We start from the raw sequence: 25125 nt of genomic DNA, 5'->3' as shown, positions 1-25125 counted from the left end.
ACGACAATCCGATCACAGTAGCGGCGCGCAGTCAGGCTCCGCCCTCCTTGGTTTCAGCGGAGATCTCATCATGGCCCTGCTTTCCCGTTTCAAAATCGGCACCCGCCTGGCGCTGGGTTTTGCCTTTGTGCTGGCATTGACGGTCATCGTCGGTGGTTTTTCGATCAACCGGATCGGCAAGGTCAACGAGTCCACTGCGGATCTGGCCACCAACTGGTTCCCAGCCATGCGGGCGCTCGGGGAGTACCGCGCGGGGCTCAATGGCATGCGGCGCGCCGAAGCCTTGCATGTGATGGCGCTCAAGGACGAGGATTTCCCACCGCTGGAGCAGCGCATCAAACACAATCACGAGAGCACCGAAGCGGCTTTCAAGGACTATGAGGCCACGGTCACCACGCCGGAGGAGCGTGCGATCGTCAAGGACATGCGCAACGCAGTGGATCGCTACTACGCGAGCACGGCCAAATTGCTGCCGCTGTCCCGTGGGGGGGCGGAGACCATGGAAGAGGCCAAAGCCATGTACTCCGGCGAGTCGAGTGAGGCCTTCGAGGCGGCCGTAGAGGCGGTCAAAGCGGCCATCGCGTTCCAGAACAGGGGCGCGACGGGGTCGTATGACTCCGCCCAGGCCAACTACGAGCAAACGCGTCTGGCGGTCATCGCGATCGTGATCGCGGCCATTGCCATCGGGTCCGGCATGGCTTTCGTGATCACTCGCTCGATCACCCGACCGATTGCGCGCGCTGTACAGGTGGCCGAAGCGGTGGCCGCCGGAGATCTGACCTCCGATGTGCAGGTCGACAGCACCGACGAAACCGGGCAGTTGCTGAGCGCCCTCAAACGCATGAACGACAGCCTGGGCAACATCGTGGGTCAGGTGCGCCACAGCTCCGACTCCATCGCCACGGGCTCGACCCAGATTTCATCGGGCAACACGGATCTCAGCCAGCGTACCGAAGAGCAGGCCAGTGCCTTGCAGCAAACATCCGCCACGATGGAGGAGCTGTCGTCGACGGTTCGCAACAACGCGGACAACGCCAAGCAGGCCAATCAACTGGCTCATGGAGCATCGCAGGTGGCCCTCAAGGGGGGGGATGTGGTGGGCAAGGTGGTCGACACCATGAAAGGCATCAACGACGCCTCCCGCAAGATCGCCGACATCATTTCGGTGATCGATGGCATTGCCTTCCAGACCAATATCCTGGCGCTCAATGCTGCGGTCGAAGCGGCACGGGCGGGAGAGCAAGGCAGAGGCTTTGCCGTTGTGGCCAGCGAAGTGCGCAGCCTGGCGCAGCGCAGTGCGGCTGCCGCCAAGGAGATCAAAGCCTTGATCACGAACAGCGTGGAGCGGGTGGACGAGGGCACGGCCCTGGTGGACCAGGCCGGTCAGACCATGAGCGAGATCGTGAGTGCCGTTCAGCGTGTGAGCGACATCGTGGCCGAGATCAGCGCTGCCAGCGTGGAGCAGAGCTCGGGCATCACTCAGGTCGGTCATGCCGTGTCCCAGATGGATCAGGTGACCCAGCAGAACGCCGCGCTGGTGGAAGAAAGCGCTGCCGCTGCCGAGAGCCTCAAGCTGCAGGCCCGGCAACTGGTGGATGCCGTGGCCGTCTTCAGGATCAGCCAGGCGGCTGCTCATGGGGTTTCGGTGTCCAGCCCGGCACCGCGCGGTGCGTCAGCTCGCGCCACCGAGCCAGTCCGTGGGACTGCCGTGATGCGTGCATCTGGCCCAGGAAAGAAGGCGGCCCCGCAAGCGGCGGCAGCCGTGCTCAAGACCCCCAAGATGCCTGAGCCAGTCCTGGCGCATGAGGCCAGCGGTGACGACTGGCAAGACTTCTGACGTCGTTCAGCACGATGATCGGCGAGCTCAACGCATCAGCAGCGAGCCTGCCGACTCCCCGGCGGGCTGCAGCGGCCCCAAGGGGTTGGACTGCCGATCCGTGCTCTTGATCTGTGGCTCGCCGCCATAGTTTCTGAACAGCACCAGCTCATCGCGCACCACGATCAGCCCCTCGAAGCGCCAGCCGCTGATCTCGGTCGTGCGCCTGAAATTGAGGAAATCCAGCAAGAACGCCCCTTCGCGGCGCCGTGATTGCTGGCTGATGAGGAACTCGTAAGCGCGGCAGGCCTGACGGGCCGCGATGCAATCGCGGATGCCTGGGTCCAGCATGTCCAGCGTCACATTGGGGTTGGGCGCCAGCCGGGTGATCACCTGCGGGTAGGGGATCAGGCGCACATTGGCGCTGGCGTCCACATCAAAGCCCAGGGGTTTGAGTTGTGCGGTGGTGGTGCGGTAGGGCTCGATGCGCTCCAGGGCCTCACGGGCGGCCTCGAAACTGGTGAAGGTCGAGGGCGCTTGTGAGCTGCCACGCGGCAGCAGGCTGCCGCAGCCGCCCAGCAAGAGCAGCCCCGAAGTGGACAGTGCGGTGACAAGCCAGACCTTCGTGCGCATTGGTGTACCTTATGGCAATCACTGTAGCGCAGTCCACGCCTTTCTCATGCCATTTCAAGCCGCCATCATCGACCTCGACGGTACCCTGGTCGACACCCTGGGTGATTTCGTCGTCGTGCTCCACCACACCCTGGCCGATCTGGGCTGCCACCCGGTCGAAATCGCCCGGGTCGACCACCCCTTCGTCGAGCAGACCGTCGGCAAAGGCAGCGAGGACCTGCTGCGCCGCACCCTGGCCCATGCCTGGGGCCTGCCCGACGACGATGCCGAGGCGGTGGCGGCCGTGCCGCTGGCCTGGCAGCACTACCAGGCCCACTACAGCCGCCTCAACGGCCAGCATTCAGAGGTGTATCCGGGGGCGCGTGAGGGCCTGCAGCGCCTGGTCGATCAGGGCGTGCCGCTGGCCTGCCTGACCAACAAACCCACGGCCTTTGCCGAGCAATTGCTGCAGGCCAAGGGCTTGCGCGCCTTCTTTTCAAAGGTGTTCGGGGGCGATGCCTTCGAGCGCAAGAAGCCCGATCCGCTGCCCTTGATCAAGACCTGTGAAGCCTTGGGCACTGCGCCGGCGCAGACGCTGATGGTGGGGGACTCCAGCAACGACGCCCAGGCGGCGCGCGCGGCGGGCTGCCCGGTGGTGCTGGTCACCTATGGCTACAACCATGGCCACCCCATCGTCGAGGTGCCCGCCCTGGCCCACATCGAGCGCCTCGATGCGCTCGATTGGGCCAGCCTCAGTCTTCCAGTGCGTTGAGCAGTGGCGCGGGCTTGAAGTCCAGCAGGGCTTCCTTGAGATCCTGCGTGGTCGGCTTGGGGCCGATCCAGACCTTGAGCACGGCATTGAAGAACTCGGGCCCGGCCACGGGCATGCCCGCCGGGCTGCCGTTGACAAAGAAGATGGTGCCGCGGCGGGGCACGTACTCGATGGTGATGGTGTCGCCGGGCGACATGCGTTTCATCTTGGAGAAGATGCGCCCCATCTCGATCGTGGCGGGGATCAGGCGCATGAACTGATCACGCGAGCTGTTGGTCTCGATGCCCCGCGCGATCAGCTTGCCCAGTTCATCCACCCGCATGGGCACCAGCATCACGAAGCGCAACTGCTTGGAGCCGGGCATGGCCAGGATGGCGTCGCCCGAGGTGGACTTCTTGTCCGTGTACAGGCCCACCGTGTAGACCTTCTGCAAGGCCTTGTAGCTGATGCCCGAGCCGTTGAGCACCAGGGTGTTGCCTTCGACCTTGGTCTGGGGCTCATAGTGCACGCCCGCGATTTCGGTGTTGGAGGCCCAGGTCGGAGCGCAAAGGGCTGTCAGTGCCAGCCCGAGCAGCCAGCCCCAGCGCGTGGTGGTGTGCTGGGCCCCGGGGTGGGGCATGCGGGCGGTCAGTGTGTTCATGTCCATGTCGTTTCCAGCGTCGGGCTCCAGGAGGCTCACCTCCAGACAACGGGCCGTGCGCGCTAAGTGTTGACAGGGATGTTACCCCCGGTGCTTCCTGTGCAAGACATCGGGTCTACCCCGATAGCGACCCCCCCATCAGGGCCGGGGCTGCTACACTGGTTTTCATGTTCATGCCGCGCAAACTGACAAAAGGTTCACACGACCGGGGGGCTTGGCCCTGGCGTCGCTGTGCCTTTGTTCACACTCAGTTCGCCTCGCGATGAGTCCGGGTGCCTGCGCAGGTGCCCGCCGCGCAAGGCACTGGGCCCCGTGACCCGGGGGTGGCCGGCCGGTCATCCTTCACACGCTGTGGCGTGCCCGGCAGGGGCCCTCTCCCCATTGATTCCCGGCAGAGGTGCTTTGCACCAGGGTGACACACATGATCACGCAAGACGACTTCAACGCGCTGGCGGCCCAGGGCCACAACCGCATTCCGCTGGTGGCTCAGGCCCTGGCCGATCTGGACACGCCGCTGTCCCTTTACCTCAAGCTGACCCAGGGCCAGCCCTTCAGCTTCCTGCTGGAGTCCGTCGAAGGGGGCGCCCGTTTCGGGCGCTATTCCTTCGTGGGCCTGCCGGCGCGCACCCTGCTGCGTGCCACGGGCCGCCAGGTCGAGGTGCTGACCGACGGCCAGGTGGTCGAGTCCTTCGAGGGCAACCCGCTGGACTTCATCGCCCAGTACCAGCAGCGCTTCAAGGTGGCCGTGCCCCAGGGCCTGCCGCGCTTCATCGGCGGGCTGGCGGGCTACTTCGGCTACGACACGGTGCGCCACATCGAGCACCGCCTGGCCAAGGTGCACAAGCCTGGTGGCATCGGCACGCCCGACATCCTGCTGCTGCAGTGCGAGGAGCTGGCCGTCATCGACAAGCTGGCCGATCGCCTCTACCTCATCGTCTACGCGGACCCGACCCAGCCCCAGGCCTACGAGCGTGCGCAGGCGCGCCTGGTCGAGCTGCAGCGGCGCCTGAGCCAGGCCGTTCAGGCCCCCTCGGTCGCTGCGGGTGAGTCCCACCCCATCGAGCGCCACCTGCCCAAGGAAGACTTCGAGCGTTCGGTGCTCAAGGCCAAGGAATACATTGCGGCAGGCGACTGCATGCAGATCGTGATCGGCCAGCGCCTGCAAAAGCGCTTCACGGCCTCGCCCTTGAGCCTGTACCGCGCCCTGCGCTCGCTCAACCCCAGCCCCTACATGTACTACTACGACATGGGGGATCATCAGATCGTGGGCTCATCGCCCGAGATCCTGGTGCGCCAGGAGCACTGCGACGAAGGCCAGAAGATCACCATCCGTCCGATCGCGGGCACCCGCCCGCGTGGTGCCACGCCCGATCAGGATGTGCAGCACGAGCACGAGCTGCTGGCCGACCCTAAGGAGCGTGCCGAGCACGTCATGCTGATCGATCTGGCACGCAACGACATCGGCCGCATTGCCAAGACCGGCACCGTCCATGTGACAGAGGCCTTCGGCATCGAGCGCTACTCGCACGTCATGCACATCGTCAGCAATGTCGAGGGCATCCTCAAGGACGGCATGACCGCGCTGGACGTGCTGCGCGCCAGCTTCCCGGCGGGCACGCTCAGCGGCGCACCCAAGATCCGCGCGATGGAAATCATCGACGAGCTGGAGCCCGTGCAGCGCGGCATCTATGGCGGTGCCGTGGGTTACCTCAGCTTTGCCGGTGACATGGATGTGGCGATTGCCATCCGCACCGGGGTCATCAAGGACCAGACCCTGTATGTGCAGGCCGGGGCCGGGGTGGTCGCCGATTCGGTGCCCGAGCTGGAGTGGAAGGAGACCGAGGTCAAGGCCCGCGCGGTGCTGCGTGCGGCCGAGATGGTCGAGCAGGGGCTCTGAGCGGGTCGATGACCGTCAGTGTGAGGGGCCCCGCTGGCGCAGCCAGCGTTGGGCGGGGGCCTCGATCCAGCGGTAACTGAGCAGCGCCAGGGCATAGGTCAGCCCCAGGTAGGCCGCCAGCCACCAGCCCTCGCGGGCGGGCATGGCCTGGGGCTGCTGCATGAACCACAGGGCGGCAGCCAGCTGCAGCGGGAAGTGCCACAGATAGCTGGAATAGGTCATGTGGCCCAGGGATTCGATGGTGCGCACGGTCCAGACGGATGCCGGCCGCACCCAGCGCACCAGCGCAATGATGGCCACGGGCGTGAGCAAGGCCACGAAGAGCATGGGGCGCAGCAGGCCCTGTGCGCTCAGCACGGCCGCGCCGCCGGTGGCCACCAGCGCCAGGCCCAAGCCCAGAGACTGTTGCCGGGCTGTCAGCCGGGTCTGCATGGCCTCGTGCACCTGGCAGGTCAGGGCCCCCAGGTAGAAAAAGAACAGGCACAGCACGATGGGGTGGCTGGTCAGCTTGAGCTGGTAGACCAGGCCCGTGCCGCCGATGAGCCCCAGCACCATCCAGGTGCGGATCAGGCCCAGGCGGCTCAGAGCGAAAAACACCAGGTAGACCAGGATCTCCAGCGAGATGCTCCAGATGGGCCCGTTGTAGGACCACTCGATGCTCGGCCCCCAGTCGCTGGCCATCAGCAACTGCAGGCCGAAATGCGGCCAGTCCTGGTGCTGGTAGACGAAACCGGCGCCCATGGTGCGCTCGTACCACCCGCTCATCAGGGCGACCAGCAGCAAGGTCAGCAGATGCAGCGGGTACAGCCGTGAAAAGCGCAGCCAGGCAAAGCGGCGCAGGGGCACCGCGCCCTCGGCGATGGGGCGTGCGTACTTCCAGAAGAAGATGAAGCCCGAGAGGCACCAGAAGGCCTGCACGCTCAGGTAGCCGAACAGGTAGAAGGGCTGCAGCAGGGCATAGCCCGGCTGGGCGCTCATCTCGAAGCCCACCGGCTGCCCAGCCACATAGAAGAAATGCTGGTAATGCCACAGCAGGACCGGGAGCGTGCAGGCGAACCTGACCAGCTCAATCCCGATCAAAGTCGGTGCTGCGCGTGAAGGAAAACTCATGAAGTGTGACGGGGAAGGCGTGCCTGACCGCATCATCACATGAGATGAAAGCCGAGCGTCGGCGAATGGAACGCCCGATAAGATCGACCCCATGATCGACGACATCAACAAGATTCGAGGAAGCCACGGCATGAGCGCCGTCGGCACACAGTACGCATTGTTCGAATCGGTCGAGGCCATGCCAGTCGAGCAGGCCATGCCTGAGCTCACGGGTCGTCGATTCAGTGACTATGTGGTGTATGTGGATGAAAGCGGCGATCACTCGCTGGCCAGCATCGATCCCGACTTCCCCGTGTTCGTCCTGGCCCTGTGCGTATTCCACAAACGACACTATGCTGAAAAGATCATCCCGGCAGTCGGGAAATTGAAGTTCAACTATTTCGGCCATGACAGCGTGGTGCTGCATGAGCACGAGATCCGCAAGCAGAAAGGCGAGTTCGCCTTCCTCAGTCACTTGCCCACACGGCAGGAGTTCATGGCGCAACTGTCGTCCATCATGGATGCCAGCAACTTCATTCTGATCGCGTGTGTGGTGGACAAGGCACGCATGAGCAAGGGCGCAGGCGCATTGACCAACCCGTATCACATTGCCTTGGGCATCTGCCTGGAGTCTTTGAGGGGTTTCTTGGCTGAGAAACAGCAGGACCAGTTACAGACCCACATTGTGGTTGAGTGTCGAGGCAAGAAAGAAGATCGAGAACTGGAGTTGGAGTTCCGGCGCATCTGCGATGGCGACAACCCGGGCAATCGAGACTTGCCCTTCACTATCGTGTTCGCAGACAAGAAGACCAACTTGGCAGGCCTGCAACTGGCCGATTTGGTGGCCCGACCCGTGGGCCTGAACTACATCCGGCCTGACCAGAAGAACTTGGCCTTTGAGACGCTGCAGCGCAAGTTCTACTGCGATGGCGGCCGCGCCAATGTCGGCAAGGGCTTTCTGAACGTGGGGCTGATGGTTCATCCGCCCCAGAAAGCGAAAAGCCCCGATGAACCCACCGAGGCTATAGCGCCGACCGGGAACCCCCAATCCACTTAGAGAGCAATTTTAACTGTGGATGCAAAAAACGCAAGAAAAAACGGGATGAGAAAAGCGGAAGCTGGAATTTCAAACCTTCGTGCCGCGCCCGCTGCCGGCACGCTGATGTGCATCGATCTGACGCTGACATGGCTAAAATGATTTCCTATGCATGCGTTTTTGCTTTCCTCAGCAGACCTCTACCGTCAGCGTTGGCGTAAGCCAGCGACCTGACTGACCTATTGCGCCCATCCCGGGCGCCAGACTCCCCACCTGCATGTGACACTGGGCTGTCCAGTGAGCCAAAAGCGGGTATCGAAGCGGGTATCACAACGAGGGTTGCCAAGAAATCCCTCATGAAATCAATAGGATAGAGCGCATATGCTGCTGATGATCGACAACTACGACAGTTTCACCTTCAACCTGGTGCAGTACTTCTGCGAGCTGGGTGAGGAGGTCAAGGTCGTGCGCAATGACGAGATCACCCTGGACGAGATCGCGGCCCTGAAGGCCGATCGCCTGGTGCTCTCCCCCGGGCCCTGCTCGCCCGCCGAGGCCGGCATCTGCGTGCCCGCCCTGCAGCGCTTCGTGGGCCAGTTGCCCATCCTGGGCGTGTGCCTGGGGCACCAGAGCATCGGTGCGGCCCTGGGCGGCAAGGTGGTGCGGGCGCACGAGCAGATGCACGGCAAGACCAGCATCATCACCACCGACGAAAAAGGCGTCTACAAGGGCCTGCCCCGCCAGTTCACGGTGATCCGCTACCACTCGCTGGCCATCGAGCGGGCCACGCTGCCCGACTGCCTGGAGATCACGTCCACCACCGAGGACGGCGAGATCATGGGCGTGCGTCACAAGGGCCCGCAGACCGATCCGCGCTTTGCCCCGCTCGAAGGCGTGCAGTTCCATCCGGAGTCCATCCTGACGGAGCACGGCCACGCCATGTTGAAGAACTTTCTGGCCATGTGAGAGGGCCCACCATGACCACCATCACCGACGTTCAGGCCCTGCAGCGCGTCATCGAGCACCGCGAGATCTTCCACGACGAGATGCTGGGCCTGATGCGCCGCATCATGAAGGGCGAGATGTCGCCCCTCATGATGGCCGCGCTCATCACCGGCTTGCGTGTCAAGAAGGAAACCGTGGGCGAGATCGCTGCCGCCGCCCAGGTCATGCGCGAGTTCGCCACCCCCGTGGATGTGGCCGACAAGTCTCATCTGGTGGATCTGTGCGGCACCGGTGGCGACGGCGCCCACACCTTCAACATCTCGACCACCGCCATGTTCGTGGCGGCGGCGGCCGGTGCCCGCGTGGCCAAGCATGGGGGGCGCAGCGTTTCGTCCAGCACGGGCAGTGCCGATGTGCTCGAAGCCCTGGGGGCGCACATCAACCTCCAGCCCGAACAGGTGGCGGCCTGCCTGGCCCAGACGGGCATCGGTTTCATGTTCGCGCCCAATCACCATGGGGCCATGAAGCACGCGGCCCCGGTGCGCAAGGAGCTGGGCATCCGCACCCTCTTCAACATCCTGGGGCCGCTGACCAACCCGGCCGGCGCGCTCAACCAGCTGATGGGGGTGTTCCATCCCGATCTGGTGGGCATCCAGGCCCGCGTGCTGCAGCGCCTGGGCTCGCGGCATGTGCTGATCGTGCATGGTCGCGATGGCCTGGACGAGATCACCCTGGCAGGTGAGACCCTGGTGGCCGAGCTCAAGGACGGGGAGGTGCGCGAGTACCGCATCCACCCCGCACAGTTCGGCATGGCCGAGCACGACGGCTCCATGCTCAAGGCGGCCAGCCGGGACGCATCCCTGGCCATCGTGCGCCGTGTGCTGGACAATGAGGCAGGCCCCGCCCGCGACATCGTTCTGCTCAATGCCGGTGCTGCGCTGTATGCCGCCGATGTGGCCGATTCGCTGGCCGATGGCGTCGAGCGCGCCCGTCAGGTTCTGGCCGATGGCCGCGCCGGCGAGGCCTTGTTCCACTTTGTGCAGTCGACGCAGGCGCTGGCAGCGGCGTGAAGCCGAACGCGCCCATTCTTTCAGCTCGCAACCCGGGGGTCCAGCCTCGCCATTGCCATGTCAGACATCCTGAACACCATTGTTGCCGTCAAGCATGAAGAGGTCGCGGCGGCGCAGGCCCTGCGCCCTCTGGCCACCCTGCGTGCCGAGGCCGAGCAGCGCCACCGCGCGCAGGTCGACATGCGCGATTTCATCGGGGCGCTGATCGACAAGATCAAGGCCGGTCACGCCGGTGTCATCGCCGAGATCAAGAAGGCCAGCCCCAGCAAGGGCGTGATCCGCGAGCATTTCCTGCCCGGCGAGATCGCGGCCAGCTACGCGCGCCATGGCGCGGCCTGTCTCAGTGTGCTCACCGACGAGCGCTTCTTCCAGGGCCGTGCCGACTACCTGCGTCAGGCGCGTGCCGCCTGTGACCTGCCGGTGCTGCGCAAGGACTTCATGATCAGCGACTACCAGGTGTACGAGGCGGCCGCCATGGGGGCCGACTGCATCCTGCTGATCGCTGCCTGCCTGAGCGATGCCCAGATGATCGAACTCGAAGCCCTGGCCCACTCCCTGGGCCTGGCGGTGCTGGTCGAGGTGCATGACGGTGATGAGCTGGAGCGTGCCCTGCAGCTCAAGACCCCGCTGGTGGGCATCAACAACCGCAATCTGCGCACCTTCGAGGTCACGCTGGACACCACCTTGAACCTGCTCTCCGAGGTGCCGTTGGGCCGCCTGCTGGTGACCGAGTCGGGCATCCTCTCGCCGGCCGATGTGCGCCGCATGCGGGACGCGAACGTGCATGCCTTCCTGGTGGGTGAGGCCTTCATGCGGGCGGACGATCCCGGCGCCGCCCTGCAGGATCTCTTCGGTTGATGAGCGGCACTGCCCGCACGGCCGATCTGTTCGAGGGCGATCAGGCCCCGGCGGGCCTGCCCGACAACCGGCTGACGGAGCCGCTGGCCGCGCAGTTCGACCGGGTGCCCGCGGACTGGCGGCCCTTGACCGACGCCTTTCGTCGCAGCGATCGGGGGCAGGCCCTGATCGCCCGTGTGGACGCGGCCCGACAGTCGGGCCACACCCTCTATCCTGGCGACGTGCTGGCGGCCCTGAGGTTGACCCGTCGCGACGAGGTGCGGGTGGTCATCCTGGGCCAGGATCCCTACCATGGCCCAAACCAGGCCCATGGGCTGGCGTTTTCCGTGCGCGCAGGCGTCAAGATCCCACCCAGCCTGCGCAACATCTTCAAGGAGCTGCAGCGCGATCTGGGTCTGACCGCACCCGCATCGGGCGAGTTGACCGCCTGGGCCGAGCGGGGTGTGTGCCTGCTCAACACCTCCTTGACCGTCGAAGCCGAGTGTGCCGGCAGCCATGCCGGCTGGGGCTGGGAAGATCTGACCGACACCTTGATCGAGGCCATGGCCCGTGACGCTCAGCCCAAGGTGTTCATGCTCTGGGGAGCGCACGCCCAGCGCAAGGCCCCCCTGATCGAGGTGGCCGGGTCAGGGCACCTGATCCTGCAGTGCAACCATCCTTCGCCCTTGTCGGCCAGCCGGGGGCCGGCGCCTTTCATTGGTTGCGGTCATTTTGGGCAGGCCGCTGCTTTTCTGAGCGCGACCGGACGTCCCTTGTCCTGGCGCCTCGATCCACCTGTCTGAGGTGTGCGCATTTGTACTGAATCAAGGACAATCGGACGTTCAATGCGCCTGGTGTCCTGGCCACCAGGGCGAACCTTTCCCGAGCAGTAGCCCACCGAGATGCCGACGAGCCCCGAGAATCAGCCGGATGTGAGCCCCAAGGCCATGGGCGTGGTGATTGTCAACTACAACACCCAGGCCCTCACGCTCCAGTGTGTGGCCTCCCTGCTGGCACATGACATCGCACGTGCCTGCGACATCGTGGTGGTCGACAACGCTTCGCCCGATGGCTCGGGCGCGCGCCTGGCCGCGACCCTGCCTGCGCAGGTCCGGGTGGTGCAGTCCGACCGCAATGGCGGTTTCGGGGCCGGCGTCAACCTCGGGATCGCGGTGCTGACCACCGAACTGGTGCTGGTGCTCAACCCGGACACCTACTTCCAGTCCAACCAGGTGGACCAGATCACGGCCCTGTTCGAGCAGCGCCCGCGCCTGGGCGTGGCCGGGCTCAAGCTGATCAACCCGGACGGATCCCTGCAGTATTCGGCCCGGCGCTTCTATTCCTTGCCAGACATCCTGGTGCGCCGCACCCTGCTGAGCCAGTTGCCGGCCTTGCAGGCACGTGTCGATTCCCACCTGCTCAAGCGCAAGTGGGATGGCGAGCCCTTCGAGGCCGATTGGGTGATGGGCACCGGGTTCGTGGTCCGCCGCTCGGCCTTCATGCAGGTGGGCCGCATGGACGAGCGCTATTTCCTGTACTTCGAAGAGGTGGATCTGTGCGCCCGCATGTGGGTCCATGGCTGGCAGGTGCTGGCGGTGCCTTCGGTGGAACTGGTGCACGAACATCAACGCCACAGTGCGCATGGAATCTGGTCGAAATCAGGCAAGATCCACCTTCTCAGCATGACCCGGTTTTTCGCCAAGTTCGGCGTGCCCTGGCTCAAGCGGCCGTCGCGTGCGGGCTTGTCGCGCACCTATGGGCGCCGGCGTGTGCGGCCGCTGGGATCGCCCTCCAGGGGCTGAGCCGCTGCGTCGTTCGCTGTCTCGGATCCTATCGTCATGAAAAAGCTTTTCACTGTCCTGTTGTGCCTGCTCATCGTGGCATGCCGACCTTATGGCTCCCTGGTGCCGCCCAAGGGCCAGCCTTTTCGTGCCCAGTTGCTGACCCCTGAAGACCTGGCGCGCTTGCCGCATGTGCCGACGCGGGTGCGGCCGGGCGACACCTTGCGCATCGTGCGTGACGCCCAGGACGGCGCCAGCCTGGATCTGCGCAATATGGTGGAGGACAGCCAGTCCCAGATCTACCCGGTGCGCAGCGATGGCAGCTTCTCCTTCCGCTATGCGGGACGCATCGAGGCGGCTGGCAAGACCCCCGACGAGATCGCGCAGGTCCTGCGCGCCAAGCTCGAACCCTACTACCGCGAGCCGGGCGTCACGGTCAACATCATGGCCTCGCCCAGCAACCGGCTGGTCATCGGTGGTGCGGTGCGCAACCCGGTGCCCATCGACCTCAATGCCGTGGCCACGCTGGAGCAGGCCTTGTTCGCCGTGGGGGGGCTGCTGCCCTCGGCCGACCCCCGCAAGGTGGTGCTGATGCGCCAGGACGAACACGATCGCTATCAGGTCTATTACTTCGATCTCAGCCGCATGCTGGAGCCCACGCAGGGCGGTCGGCAGACCTTCGCCTTCCAGCGCGGGGATGTGATCTTCGTGCCCAAGTCCGATGTGGGCAACTGGGCCGACGGCACCGATCTGTTCTTCAATCAGTTGCTGCCGTTCACACGGGCCATTGGCATCAGCATCAACAAGACGGCCGACTGACCGCGCCCACTGCTGTTCATCATGATCGACATCCGCTCTTTTCGCGACCTGCTGCGCCTGTTCTTCATCTTCAGGCGCGAGTTCCGGATCGCCTGTGTCCTGACGGTGCTCATGGCCGTGGGCGGCGCCTTCCTGATGTCGCCCAAGTTCGAGTCCGAATCCCGCTTGCTGGTCAAGGCCGGCCGTGAGAACCTCACCGTGCCCCTGGATGCCGGCGATCGGCAGACCGTGCTGGCGCCCACCACGCAGCGTGACCCCATCATCGACGAAGAGAAGATGCTGACCGGGCGGCCCGTGGTGCTGCAGGTGGCGCGCCTGTACCTGCAGGAGATGGCCAGCCAGCCGCCGCCGCAAAGCCTGTGGAAGCGCGTCAAGCTGATGGTCAAGAAGGGCCTGGATGGGGTGCTTGACGGGGTGCGCACCGTGACCCAGTGGATGGGCCTGACCGAGGCGCAGAGCCCGGAAGACCGCCTGGCCAGCAAGCTGGCCGACCGCTTCACCGTCAGCCACGGCCCGGGCTCCAATGTGATGGAGCTGCGCTTCGTGTGGGATGACCCGCTGGTGGCGCAGCGCGTCATGCAGACCTGGGTCAAGGTCTACCTCGATGAACGCACGGCCGTGCTGGGCCGCAAGAGCCTGGTCACCTTCTACGAGGGCAAGGTGAGTGACGCCGATCAGCAGATCGCGTCGAGCAAGGCCTTGTGGCGTGAGCGTCTGGAAAAGATCCAGGGTGTGAGTGCGCAGGAGCGCATCGACACGCTGACCAAGCGCCTCAACGATCTGCGCACCCGCCGTGCCGAGATCGTGGCCGAGCGCGACGCCCTGCAGCAGGGCCTGTCCTACGCCTCGGGCCGTGCTCGCAGCCTGCCGCGCGAAACCGTGTCCGAGCGCGACATGGGTTATGGCCCCACCTGGCTGGCGCTCAACAACCAGCTGGCCGAGCTCAAGCGCCAGCGCGTCGATGCGCTGCGCACCTTCAAGGAGACGGCGCCCACCATCGTGTCGATCAATGAAGCGATCGCGGCCCTGGAGGCACAGCTCAAGGCCGAGGGCAAGTCGGTGCAACGCTCCGAAAAGCGCACCCCCAACGAGTTGGGCTCCACCATCGAGCGCAACCAGCTTGAAAAGTCGGTGCGCCTGGCCGAGCTCAACACCTTCTCCACCAGCTACGACAAGGAAATCACGGCCCTGGAGCAGGCCCGCCGACAGGTGCTGGCCAATGAGCCCGAGCTGGCCCGCCTGGAGCAGGCTCTGGCCGTGGCCGAAAAGAGCCGCGTGCTCTACCTCGATAACCTGGAGAAGGCCCGCATCGACCAGGCCCTGGACGACAACCGCATCAACAACATCGCCGTGATCGAGTCCGCGACCTTCAATCCGGCGCGGGTGTCGCCCAAGAGTCTGCTGATGCTGATGCTGGCGCTGCCGGCGGGGGCGCTGGTGGGCCTGCTGGTGATCTATCTGCGCTCGCTGGCCGATCAGCGCATCCATGACGGTGGCCGCATCGAGCAGCGCTTTGGCGTGCCCCTGTGGAGCACCATCAAGGACACCGCCGATGGCGGCGAGGACAACGAGTTCCATGCCAGCCTCTACCGCATCTACGGCATGTTGCCGCTGGACCGCGTGGCCGACAAGGGGCTGACCGTGGCGCTGACCTCGTCGCGACCCCAAGAGGGCGTGAGCTTCATCGCGCGGCGTCTGCACACCCTGTTGCAGACCCAGGGCGTGACCGTGCGCCTGAGCGAGGAGGCGACCGTGGCCGAGCCTGGTGAGGTCGTGCTGCTGGAAGCGGCCGCGCTGCTCCACAACCGCGAGGCCTTCGTCAAGCTCAGCCGTGCTGACATCATCGTGCTGGTGGTCGAGGCCCGTGCCAGCACCGTGCCCGTGGTGGACAACGCCCTGGGCATGTTGCGCACCGCCTTCAACAAGGTGGACGGCATCATCATCAACCGTCGGCGCTTCGAAGTGCCGCCGCACGTGCTGCGCTGGTTGCAACGCTGAAAGGCCTGTGTGCGTCTGGCGCTCTTGTCCCCCTTGCCGCCCGAACAGACGGGCATTGCCGACTACGCGGCCCACTTCCGTCGCGCGATCAACGCGGCGGGCGTGCAGGTGCTCACACCCTTGCAGGGGCAGCGTCCGCTCGATTCCCTGGTGGCGGCGCGTCGTTGGGTCGACGAGCGAGACTGGTCCAAGGTCGATGTGGTGCACGCCGAACTGGGCGGCGGGCGCTACAGCGAATTCTTCGCCCTCGATGCCTTGTCGCGACTGCCCTCCCCCCCAGCCCTGTCCGTGACGGTGCATGATCCCGAGCGGCTGGTCTGGCGGCCCGTGCATCGGTGGTGGCCTGCCATGGAACACGCCTCGGTCTTGCCTCGCCTGGCGCGCCAGGCCCTGGCGGTTTTGAGTGATCCCCATACCTTGTGGGCAGAGCGGCGCCTGGCGCGCCGGCTCGATGGCCTGGTCGCGCTCACCGACATCGGGGCCACCCGCCTGGCGGCCCGCATGGGGGTGCCCAAGTCGCGCATCAGCGTCATCCCCCATGGCACGCTGGCCTTGCCGCAGGAGCCTTTGCCGCCACTGCAGCCCATGCGCCTGCTGTATTTCGGCTTCATCTACAGCGGCAAGGGCATCGAGGATCTGGTCGATGCCTTGGGGCGTGTGATCGCGGCCCAGTCCGAGCTGGCCTCACAGGTGCGATTGACCATTGCCGGTGGCACGGCCCCGGACATCACCTTTGGTGCCCAAGGCAGCTACCTCGATGGCTTGCGCAAGCGCGTGGCCCAGCGGGGCCTGCAAGCCCAGGTCGATTGGGAGTTGGATGTCGATCCGCACGACATCGCCCCCCTGATCCGGCGCCATCACGTGATGGTGCTGCCCTACCGCGAGTCGCGCAAACTGGCCTTGCTGGGGCAGATGCGCGGCACCTCGGGCGCGCTGGCGTGGGCCATCGCCTGCGGCCGTGGCGCCATCACCTCCGATGCGCGTGCCTTTGCCGAGGAGATCCAGTCCGGCAACGGCGAGTCCTACAAGCAAGGGGATGTGGCCGCTTTGGCGCAGGGGCTGGAGCGTTTGCTGGTCGAGCCACAGCGTGCCAGCACCTGGGCACAACAGGCCAGCGAGCTGGCACGTCAGCGGGACTGGACCGTGACCGGGCAGCGTTTTCGCGCGCATTTTGATGCCTTGCTGGCCCGGCATGCGGCCCACGCGCCGATGGCGGGCCGGGGTCGACCGGCTCCGGCGGCGTCCAAGGGTTCGGCATGAAGCTGCCACGCCGTCTCCAGTTGCAATGGGCCCTGGGGGCCAGCCTGGCGCCATCGCTGGCACGTGCAGGGTGGTTTTCGAGTCGGCCTGAGGCGATCGAGCTCCAACCCATGCGCACAGTGGTCTGGCGGGACTTCCTGGGGGTCAATGCCCAGTTCCAGTGGTTTGCGCCCGCGATGGCACGCAAGCAGGTGGAGCGCCTCCAGGCCCTGGGCCTGCAGTGGGTGAGGCTGGGCTTGCACTGGATGCTCCTGGAGCCCCGGGAGGGCCAGTTCGAACTCACGGCCATCGACCAGGCCATGGCGCTGGTCAAGGCCGCAGGTTTGCGCTGCATCACCTATGTGGTGGGCACACCCCGCTTCGCCACCTCGGTGCAGCCCGACGACAAATACGCCCAGTACTTCGACAAGTTTCCGCCACGCGATCCCGTGGTGTACGCCCAGCGTTTGGCCCTGCTGGCCAGGCGCTACCCGCAGGTGGATGTGTGGCAGGTCTGGAACGAGCCCAACATCCTGGCCTTCTGGGCGCCCAAGGCCGACCCCGAGGGCTATGGCCACCTGCTCGTGCCCGCCGTGCAGGCCCTGCGTGCCACGGTGCCTGACAAACCCATCGCCATGGCCGGCATGGCCTATTACAGCGAGATGCATGGGCGCAAGGGCCTGATGCTCGAAGCGATGGGGCGCCTGGGTGCCTTCAACCTCGACACCATCGTGGCCTACCACCCCTACACGGCACTGCCGGAGGGGGCGGAGCATGGCGAGCGCGATTTCCTGCGCCATGTCACCCATGCGCACCAATGGCTGAGGGCGGTCAAGGTCAAGCAGATCTGGGCCACCGAGTGGGGCTGGTCCAGCTACGAGGGCCCCAAGGAGGAGCAGCCCCTCATCGGCGAGCAGGGCCAGGCCGACTACACCTTGCGCCGACTGGCCTTGATGGCGGCACTCGACTACGACCGCATCTTCTTGTTCACGCTCTCCGATCTGGACAGCCGCGCCAGCGTGCGAGACCGCCGCTATGGCCTGCTGCGCGAGAGTGGCGAGCCCAAGCCTGTGTACCACGCCCTGTCGCGTTTTCTGTCCGTGTGTGGCCCACGTCTGGCGCCGCAGGCGCCCTTGAAGATCGCTGGCGGTGCCCCGAAGGGCCTCGTGAGCATCACCTGGAAGCGCCCCGACGGGCGCCGCGTGTGGATGTGCTGGGCCGACCAGGCGCTGTCCCTGGTCTTGCCCGGCGTGCGCGAGGCCACCTTGCACCATCCGGTCAAGGGCACCCAGATCACGCTCAAGGCGGGCGCTGAGGTCGGCGTGACGGTGCCGGTCGACACGGCCCTGCAGGTCCTGGTGATCGGCTGAGGTCGCCCATGCGCGTGCTGTGGACCTTGCCCTACCTGCCCTGGCCCATCACCAGCGGTGGCAAGGCACGTCAGTACCACCTGATCCGGCGCATGGCCCAGCGGGGACATGCCATCACCTTGCTGGTGCAGTCCAAGACCCCGGCCGACGACGAGGTCCGTGCCGCCCTGGCGCCTTGGGTCGAGCGCCTGATCGTGCTGCCGCGCCGCGCCTTGCGGCACCCGCGCACGCTCTGGCGCGCGGCCACCTCCCCCATGCCCCTGCTGGCCAGCGTCAACGGCGATGCCCCTGCGCTGATGCGCCGCTTCGAACACCTGCTCGACAGCGAGTCCTGGGACGTGGTGCAGATCGAGCACAGCTACGGCTTCGAGCCCTTTGCACGGGCCCTGGCACGCCGGCGGCAGGCCTTTGTGCTCACCGAGCACAACGTCGAGTCCTCTCTGGGGGCGGCCACCTATGGCAAGTGGCCACTGTGGGCGCGGCCCCTGGCACGGTATGACCAGTGGCGGGCCGTGCGCTGGGAGCGCAAGGTCTTGTCGAGTGCGGACGCCATCGTGGCCGTGACCGAGTCCGATGCCCGTGCCCTGTCGCACATCTCGGGCGGGCGCCCCACCTTCGTGGTGGGCAATGGCGTCGACACCCAGGCCTTTGCCTCGGTGCACCCCGATGCCGCAGCGTGCTCGGTGCTGTTTGTGGGCAATTTCGAATACGCCCCCAATGTGGATGCTGTGGAGTGCTTGCTCGACGACATCATGCCCCGTCTGTGGCGCCTCCTGCCGCAGGCGCGTCTGCAGGTCTGCGGCCATGCCCTGCCCTCGTCGTGGCGCGAGCGCTGGCCCGATGCCCGTGTCGATTGGCGTGGCTATGTCGAGCACCTGCCCACGGTGCAGGCGCAGGCCTCGGTGTTCGTGGCCCCCTTGCGCTTTGGTGGGGGCTCCAAGCTCAAGGTGCTGGAGGCCATGGCCGCCGGCTTGCCGCTGGTCAGCACCCGCGAGGGCCTGTCGGGACTGAATGCTCAGGATGGGGTGCACGCGCGGGTGGCCGACACCGCCGAGGCACAGGCGCAGGCCCTGGCCGATGTGCTGAGCGATCCGGTGCGAGCGGCGGCCCTGGGCGCCGCGGCTCGCCAACTGGTGGTCGAGCGCTTTGACTGGGAGGCGTCGGCGCAGCAGCTCGAAGCGGTCTATGAACACCTGGTCGGGCTGCGGGCCACAACGGGGGGGCTGGCATGAGCCGCATGGCCTGGTTCATGCCGGCGTCGCTGGCCCTGCTGTTCGGAGCCTTGATGCTGGCGGGTGGGGTGCCCCTGATGATGCTGGCCGTGGGGGCCGTGGCCTTTGGCGTGACCATCATGGTGCAGCCGCAGCGCGGGCTGCTGCTGTTCTGCCTGATCGCGCCGGCCATCCCCTGGATGACCTTGACCCTGGGCATCCGCATCACCCTGTCCGAGGCCTTGCTGGCCCTGACCTGGCTGGGCGTCTTCTGGCAATGGCTGATGGGCCGACTGCCCCCTTTGCCCACCGGCTCGACAGAGCGGGCCATGCTGCGCCTGCTGACCTGGAGCATCGTGCCCCTGATCGCCGGGCAGTTCATGGTGCAGGCCGAAGGCATCGGGCCGGTCAACTGGGTCCGCTGGTTGCTGAACGTGTCGGTGCTGTTCCTGGTCCCCCTGCTCACCCCTGATCAGCGTGCCCGCGAGCGCCTGCTGGTGTGTCTGCTGCTGGGCTATCTGGTGCTGGTGAGCCTGTCTCTGGGCCTGTTCGCCGTTTCGCGAGATGCCAGTGCCATGATCGCCTTGCTGAGCAAGCTCAATTACGCACGGCCGGATGCCATCCAGGAGATCTTCCTGGCCGAACTCACCCGCATGCCCTCGCCCTGGGTGCACCCCAACTCCACCGGGGGGGCTCTGTTGCTGGGCGTGCCCGTGGCCATGTTCTATGGCGTGGCCCATCAGGGCTGGCGCCGCTGGCTGGGGCTGGCCGTGGCGCTGGGGGGCGCGGCAGGCATCGTGCTCAGTGGCTCCCGGGGTGCCTTGCTGTGCCTGGGGGTGCTCATCGCCGGTCTGGCCATCAAGCGCGTGCCGCTGGCCGGGCGCACCCTGGCGATCGGTGCGCTGCTGGCGGCGATGATGCTGGTGTTCTACCCTCCGGCGCAAAAGCGCCTGGCTTCGCTCTTTTCGTCGAACGACGTCAGCACCGGCGTGCGCTTCGAGGAATACAAGCACTTCCCGGAAGCGGTGGCGCGCTATCCCCTGGGCCTGGGCTTCAAGGCCGACACGCCCTCTACGGGCAACGGGGTCTACGGTATCTCCAACCTCTGGCTGAACTACTGGTACAAGCTGGGCTTGCCGGGCATGCTGTTCTTCATTGGCGTGACCGTGGCCTGGTGGCGGGAGGTCCGAGGGCTGGGCGACATCTCTCGCGTCACCCCGGCCAATGCCATGCGCATCGGCACCGTGGGTGCCATGCTGGCGGCACTGAGCACCGGCTTCATCGACCACTACTACAGCTTCACCCAGGTGCTGATGGCCCTGTTCTGGCTGATCATGGCCATCAGTCTGCAAACCGCACGCCACGCCCCGACACGATCATGAAACACCGCATCCTGCACAGCCACGGCCTGCGCGAACGTCTGCCCGACTACGCTGCGCGGCTCGGTGTCGAGCCTCAGGCCTTGAGCGAGGCCTATGACTGGATGCTGGCCCACGACGTGGCCTTCGAGCAGCCAGGCCGCCCCAGCGAGGGCGTGCAGACCTACATCGCCGTGCTCAACATCGAAAAGCGCATCGAGCATCCGCTGGCCCGGCGCTTGTTCGCGGCCTTGCGTGACGAGCTGCCTTGTCAGATCCTGCCCGACTACGGCAAGAACTGGCCGACCTTCGTGGACCGGTGCCGTCGGATCTGGGAGCAGATCTACAACATCCTCATCAACAAGATCCCCAGCCATCACGTGCGGCTGGCCTGGTTGCGCCTGGGCGGTGCCAAGATTGGCAAGGGCTCGACCTTGTGGCGCCACACCGAGGTCATCGGCATCGAGAGCCTGCGCATTGGCGACGACAGTTGCATCGGCTGGCACTGCCAGATCGACGCGCGCTCGGGCCTGGTCATCGGCAACCACGTCACCATCGCCTCCCATGTGCTGATCGTGGCGGGCGGGCATGATCTGGAGTCGCCCGAGTTCTGGTCGGTGTCCGCCCCCATCCGCATCGATGACTACGCCTGGATCACCTCGCGCGCCATGATCCTGCAAGGCGCTCATGTGGGCGAGGGCGCGGTGGTCTCGGCCAATTGTGTTGTCAGCAAGAAGATCGAGCCCTACGTCATCGTGGCCGGGCAGAGCGCCAAGCCGGTGGGCACGCGGGTGCGCGGGCTGAACTACAAGGTGGGCGGCAAAGGCCTCTTCACCTTGCTCCACTGACGAGGGGCACAGGATGCTCGGTGCGGCCAGTGTGCTCACGGTGGTCACCCTCACGGGCCTGGCCTGTGGGCTGGCCCGTGAGTGGCTGCTGGTCGCGTCCTGGGGCGCGAGCGCGCGGACCGATGCCTTCCTGATCGCCCTGTTCATTCCCGAAGCCGTGCGCACCATCCTGGGCGGTGGCCTGCTCTCGTCGGCGGCCCTGGCCCTCTGGCAGGGCCGAGAACCCGAGCAACGCATGCCCTGGCTGGGTGGCATGAGCGCGGTGGTGGGAGGGCTGGCACTGGCCTGCAGTGCACTGCTCTGGCTGGGTGCGCCAGTGGGGGTCCAACTGATCGGGCCGGGGCTGTCGCCCGCGCAGGCGGCGTCGGCGCAGATGGGCATGTCCGTGCTGGCCTGGGCGCTGCCCGGCATGGCGCTGCAGGCCCTGTGGAGCGTGCCCTTGCAGGCGCAAGGACGTTTCGTGCTGGCCGGTCTGGGCTCCCTGCTCTACAACCTGCCGGCGGTGATCTGTCTGGCCTGGTCCCGGGGGCAGACCCAGGAGCGTGATCTGGCCTGGTCCTTTGTGGCGGGCAGCCTGCTCATGGGCCTGGTGCTGCTGCCGTCTTTGTGGCGTCAGGGTTGGCGGCCGGCGTTGCTGCGCTGGCACCGCGCCGATGCCCTGGAGCTGGGGCAGCGCGTCTGGCCCCTGCTGGGCGGCGCGATGGTGGGCCAGGGCTTGACCCTGCTGGAGCGCATCGTCGCCTCCTACCTGGGCGATGGGGTGCTCACGGTCCTCAACCTGGCACGCAAGCTGGTCAATCTGCCCTTGCTGGCCCTGATGGCCGTCAACCAGGTCTTGCTGGGCTTGATGAGCCGGGGCGGGCAGGCCGAGCGCCTGCAATTGCTGCGGCAGGGCATGGGTCTGGTGTCCACGGTGTCCACGCCAGCGGCCATCGGCCTGATGCTGGCCGCGCCGTCCCTGGTTGCCTTGCTGTTCCCGCGTGTGCAGGGCGCCGCCATCCTGGCGCCCGTGCTGGCCTGGTATGCCGTGACCCTGGTGGTGGCGTCGTGGAACAGCCTGCTCACCCGCTACAGCCATGCGGCTGGCAACACTCGCCTGCCCTTCGCGTGCGAACTCGCGGGTGGCGCCGCGCAGGCGCTGGCCCTGGTGCTGCTGGCGCCCATGTTCGGCGTGACCGGCATGGCTGCGGCCCTGCTGCTGGGCACGCTGGTGCAAGGCGCGCTGCTGTGGTGGCGCAGCGATGCCCGAGGGCGCGTGCCCATGGGCTGGCCCCTCGGAGCGTGTGGCGGCCTGCTGTGGGTTGCCGGGGCCTGGGTGGCGCCCCGCCTGCCGCTGGAGCCATGGTGGCAACTGGGGTGGGCCACGGTGGCCGGCGCCCTGGCCTTGCTGGCCCTGGCCCTGCTGTTCAAACCCTGGCGGGCCCCGGCAGCATGAGCACCGTCCATCACAACAACTTCGACCACCTGCGTCTGCTGGCCGCGGTGGGGGTGATGTCCCTGCACCTGGTGGACCTCAGTGGTGAGTCGGCCTTGTCCGTGCTGTCCATGCACGACACCAAGTGGGCGTTGAGCATCTTCTTCGTGCTCAGCGGTTACCTGGTGTTCCAGAGCTGCGAGAGCACGCCGACCTGGCGGGCCTACGCGGGCAAGCGCCTGCGCCGCATCGTGCCGGCCTACATGGCGGCGGTGCTGGGCGCGGTGCTCCTGGGGGCGGCCCTGAGCCGTTGGACCCTGGGCGATTACCTGGGGCCCGCCACGGCGCGGTATCTGGTGGCCAATGCCTTGTTCCTGAACTTCCTGGCGCCAACCTTGCCTGGCGTGTTCGAGGGCAATACCCTGCAGGCGGTCAATGGGGCCTTGTGGACCATCAAGGTCGAGCTGATGTTCTACGCCACCGTACCTCTGCTGGTGTGGCTGGTGCGGCGATGGGGGCACTGGACCGTGCTGCTGCCGGTGTTCGTGCTGTCCTGCCTCTGGTGGGGCGGCTGCATTGCCTTGGCGATGCGCACCGGCAAGGGGATCTACCTGGAGCTGGCCAAGCAACTGCCGGGGCAACTGATGTTCTTCTTGCCCGGCGCGCTGTGCTTCTACGAGCGTGAGCGCCTGCAGCGCTGGGGCTGGCGCGTCGGCCTGGCGGGCGCCCTGCTGATGGCAGTATCCCAGGCCTTCGATGGGGCCACCGTGGGCCCCGGCGCCTACCTCTATCCCTGGGCGCTGGCGGCCCTGGTGTTCCATGCGGCGTTTGGGCTGCCTCGCCTGGGTCATGTCACGCGCTGGGGGGATCTTTCCTACGGCATCTACATCTTCCATTTCCCCCTCATCCAGGCCTTGGTGTCGCTGGGCGTCTTCAAGGCTTCGCCCTGGGGTGGCGTGCTGGCCCTGTTGGTCCTGGTGCTCGCCCTGGCGGCCCTGTCCTGGCACTTCATCGAGGCGCCCGCCTTGCGTCGCCCCCGGTGAGCCGCTGGCCGCAACAAAAACAAAAAATTATGTGCCCGGGCTTGAAAAGCGGTGTGGGCCTGTGCTAAAGTCTAGGGCTTGCCTTGGAGGGGTGGCCGAGTGGTTAAAGGCAGCAGACTGTAAATCTGCCCGCTTACGCGTACGCTGGTTCGAATCCAGCCTCCTCCACCAGGCAACACATGCTGTGACAGGCTTGTGAGATGTGATGAAGTACTGAAGAAGATTGGCTCCCGGGCGGGAGTAGTTCAATGGTAGAACCCTAGCCTTCCAAGCTAATGACGCGGGTTCGATTCCCGTCTCCCGCTCCAAGCTTGCCTTCTAGCAGTGCGTGCCATCATGTTTCTGTCACGGGCAGCGTGTTACAGTAGAAGTCTTTCGCGGTTTTCTCTTGTGGTGGCCGCAGTCAGCACCGGTGTGGGTGTCTGGCGCTTGAGTTTCAAGCACCCAGACCTGTGTTGATGCCCATGTGGCTCAGTGGTAGAGCACCCCCTTGGTAAGGGGGAGGTCGGCAGTTCGATCCTGCCCATGGGCACCACAAATCCTCCCTATTTCGAAGCTCATTAAAGAACGCTGGAGCGCGCAACATGGCAAAAGGCAAGTTTGAACGGACCAAGCCGCACGTCAACGTCGGCACCATCGGTCACGTTGACCACGGCAAGACCACGCTGACGGCTGCGATCGCAACCGTGCTGTCCAAGAAGTTTGGCGGCGAAGCCAAGGCTTACGACCAGATTGACGCGGCTCCCGAAGAAAAGGCCCGCGGCATCACCATCAACACCGCGCACGTCGAGTACGAAACGGCCAACCGCCACTACGCTCACGTGGACTGCCCCGGCCACGCCGACTACGTCAAGAACATGATCACCGGTGCCGCCCAGATGGACGGCGCGATCCTGGTGTGCTCGGCCGCTGACGGCCCGATGCCCCAGACCCGTGAACACATCCTGCTGAGCCGCCAGGTGGGCGTGCCCTACATCATCGTCTTCCTGAACAAGGCTGACATGGTGGACGACGCCGAGCTGCTGGAACTGGTCGAAATGGAAGTGCGCGAGCTGCTGTCCAAGTACGACTTCCCCGGTGACGACACCCCCATCATCAAGGGTTCGGCCAAGCTGGCGCTGGAAGGCGACACGGGCGAGCTGGGCGAGCAAGCCATCATGAAGCTGGCCGAAGCACTGGACACCTACATCCCCACGCCTGAGCGCGCTGTGGACGGCACCTTCCTGATGCCCGTCGAAGACGTGTTCTCGATCTCGGGTCGCGGCACCGTGGTGACCGGCCGTATCGAGCGCGGCGTGATCAAGGTCGGCGAAGAAATCGAAATCGTCGG

22 protein-coding genes and 3 tRNA genes are annotated in these 25125 nt (G+C 65.9%); 22 read left to right on the top strand and 3 right to left on the bottom strand.

The features are described 5' to 3' along the window. Window positions 1-70: 70 nt before the first annotated feature. Window positions 71-1837, top strand: a complete 1767-nt coding sequence (locus VFW84_RS09550; RefSeq protein WP_329680222.1) for a methyl-accepting chemotaxis protein — start codon at window positions 71-73, stop codon at window positions 1835-1837. A 27-nt stretch (window positions 1838-1864) separates the two neighbouring features. Here the strand turns inward: VFW84_RS09550 and VFW84_RS09545 are convergent, their stop codons facing one another. Continuing rightward, window positions 1865-2449, bottom strand: a complete 585-nt coding sequence (locus VFW84_RS09545) for a hypothetical protein (RefSeq protein ID WP_329680221.1) — start codon at window positions 2447-2449, stop codon at window positions 1865-1867. A 46-nt stretch (window positions 2450-2495) separates the two neighbouring features. On the opposite strand from VFW84_RS09545, the gene gph reads away from it, so the two are divergent. Then, window positions 2496-3200 carry a phosphoglycolate phosphatase gene (gene gph, locus VFW84_RS09540; protein WP_329680220.1) on the top strand — a complete coding sequence of 235 codons (705 nt, stop codon included), beginning with the start codon at window positions 2496-2498 and terminating at the stop codon, window positions 3198-3200. On the opposite strand, the gene VFW84_RS09535 is transcribed toward gph, so the two are convergent. Continuing rightward, a complete protein-coding gene (locus VFW84_RS09535; RefSeq protein ID WP_329680219.1) occupies window positions 3181-3840 on the bottom strand; it encodes a chalcone isomerase family protein in 660 nt (219 codons plus the stop codon). The genes gph and VFW84_RS09535 overlap by 20 nt on opposite strands. Before the next feature lie 421 nt (window positions 3841-4261). Here VFW84_RS09535 and trpE point away from each other — a divergent pair, with 421 nt between their 5' ends. Next, on the top strand, window positions 4262-5737 hold the full coding sequence (trpE, locus tag VFW84_RS09530) for an anthranilate synthase component I (RefSeq protein ID WP_329680218.1): 1476 nt from the start codon (window positions 4262-4264) through the stop codon (window positions 5735-5737). 15 nt (window positions 5738-5752) lie between these two features. Here the strand turns inward: trpE and VFW84_RS09525 are convergent, their stop codons facing one another. Next, window positions 5753-6847: an acyltransferase gene (locus tag VFW84_RS09525; RefSeq protein WP_329680217.1), complete on the bottom strand. Its 1095-nt coding sequence runs from the start codon at window positions 6845-6847 to the stop codon at window positions 5753-5755. A 91-nt stretch (window positions 6848-6938) separates the two neighbouring features. Here VFW84_RS09525 and VFW84_RS09520 point away from each other — a divergent pair, with 91 nt between their 5' ends. The 19 genes from VFW84_RS09520 to VFW84_RS09430 all read left to right on the top strand — a co-directional run. After that, the gene (locus VFW84_RS09520; protein WP_329680216.1) at window positions 6939-7883 is read left to right on the top strand and encodes a DUF3800 domain-containing protein; all 945 of its coding nucleotides are present in this window, start codon (window positions 6939-6941) and stop codon (window positions 7881-7883) included. A 360-nt stretch (window positions 7884-8243) separates the two neighbouring features. Beyond that, window positions 8244-8828, top strand: a complete 585-nt coding sequence (locus tag VFW84_RS09515; protein ID WP_329680215.1) for an aminodeoxychorismate/anthranilate synthase component II — start codon at window positions 8244-8246, stop codon at window positions 8826-8828. 11 nt (window positions 8829-8839) lie between these two features. Continuing rightward, on the top strand, window positions 8840-9877 hold the full coding sequence (gene trpD, locus VFW84_RS09510) for an anthranilate phosphoribosyltransferase (protein ID WP_329680214.1): 1038 nt from the start codon (window positions 8840-8842) through the stop codon (window positions 9875-9877). Window positions 9878-9934: 57 nt separating this feature from the next. Further along, on the top strand, window positions 9935-10735 hold the full coding sequence (gene trpC / locus VFW84_RS09505) for an indole-3-glycerol phosphate synthase TrpC (protein ID WP_329680213.1): 801 nt from the start codon (window positions 9935-9937) through the stop codon (window positions 10733-10735). Continuing rightward, entirely contained in the window at window positions 10735-11517 is a 783-nt protein-coding gene (locus VFW84_RS09500) for a uracil-DNA glycosylase (protein ID WP_329680212.1), read from the top strand. Before trpC ends, VFW84_RS09500 begins: the two co-directional genes overlap by 1 nt. A 99-nt stretch (window positions 11518-11616) precedes the next feature. Continuing rightward, window positions 11617-12516, top strand: coding sequence for a glycosyltransferase family 2 protein (locus tag VFW84_RS09495; RefSeq protein ID WP_329680211.1), 900 nt, complete (start codon window positions 11617-11619; stop codon window positions 12514-12516). A gap of 36 nt (window positions 12517-12552) precedes the next feature. Beyond that, the gene (locus VFW84_RS09490) at window positions 12553-13314 is read left to right on the top strand and encodes a polysaccharide biosynthesis/export family protein (protein WP_329680210.1); all 762 of its coding nucleotides are present in this window, start codon (window positions 12553-12555) and stop codon (window positions 13312-13314) included. A 21-nt stretch (window positions 13315-13335) separates the two neighbouring features. Further along, entirely contained in the window at window positions 13336-15312 is a 1977-nt protein-coding gene (locus VFW84_RS09485; RefSeq protein ID WP_329680209.1) for a hypothetical protein, read from the top strand. A gap of 9 nt (window positions 15313-15321) precedes the next feature. Next, on the top strand, window positions 15322-16572 hold the full coding sequence (locus VFW84_RS09480) for a glycosyltransferase (protein WP_329680208.1): 1251 nt from the start codon (window positions 15322-15324) through the stop codon (window positions 16570-16572). Continuing rightward, a complete protein-coding gene (locus tag VFW84_RS09475; protein WP_329680207.1) occupies window positions 16569-17921 on the top strand; it encodes a beta-galactosidase in 1353 nt (450 codons plus the stop codon). The genes VFW84_RS09480 and VFW84_RS09475 overlap by 4 nt, the downstream gene beginning before the upstream one ends. 8 nt (window positions 17922-17929) lie before the next feature. Next, window positions 17930-19153, top strand: a complete 1224-nt coding sequence (locus tag VFW84_RS09470; RefSeq protein ID WP_329680206.1) for a glycosyltransferase family 4 protein — start codon at window positions 17930-17932, stop codon at window positions 19151-19153. Beyond that, window positions 19150-20514 (top strand): O-antigen ligase family protein, encoded by a 1365-nt coding sequence (locus tag VFW84_RS09465; RefSeq protein WP_329680205.1) that lies wholly within the window; start codon window positions 19150-19152, stop codon window positions 20512-20514. The genes VFW84_RS09470 and VFW84_RS09465 overlap by 4 nt, the downstream gene beginning before the upstream one ends. Further along, a complete protein-coding gene (locus tag VFW84_RS09460; RefSeq protein ID WP_329680204.1) occupies window positions 20511-21338 on the top strand; it encodes an acyltransferase in 828 nt (275 codons plus the stop codon). Before VFW84_RS09465 ends, VFW84_RS09460 begins: the two co-directional genes overlap by 4 nt. A 13-nt stretch (window positions 21339-21351) precedes the next feature. Next, window positions 21352-22773, top strand: a complete 1422-nt coding sequence (locus VFW84_RS09455) for a lipid II flippase MurJ (RefSeq protein WP_329680203.1) — start codon at window positions 21352-21354, stop codon at window positions 22771-22773. Then, a complete protein-coding gene (locus VFW84_RS09450; protein ID WP_329680202.1) occupies window positions 22770-23795 on the top strand; it encodes an acyltransferase in 1026 nt (341 codons plus the stop codon). Before VFW84_RS09455 ends, VFW84_RS09450 begins: the two co-directional genes overlap by 4 nt. Window positions 23796-23880: 85 nt before the next feature. Continuing rightward, window positions 23881-23966 (top strand) — tRNA-Tyr (locus VFW84_RS09445). Between the two features lie 63 nt (window positions 23967-24029). After that, window positions 24030-24103, top strand: a tRNA-Gly gene (locus VFW84_RS09440). A 152-nt stretch (window positions 24104-24255) separates the two neighbouring features. Then, window positions 24256-24330, top strand: a tRNA-Thr gene (locus VFW84_RS09435). Window positions 24331-24379: 49 nt separating this feature from the next. After that, the coding region (locus tag VFW84_RS09430) for an elongation factor Tu (protein ID WP_329680201.1) at window positions 24380-25125 on the top strand (746 nt) is incomplete at its 3' end.

The sequence above is a fragment of the Aquabacterium sp. genome (assembly GCF_036279655.1).
Lineage (GTDB): Bacteria > Pseudomonadota > Gammaproteobacteria > Burkholderiales > Burkholderiaceae_C > Aquabacterium.
Note: the sequence above shows the minus strand (reverse complement) of the source record. Positions and strands in the feature narration are given on the sequence as shown.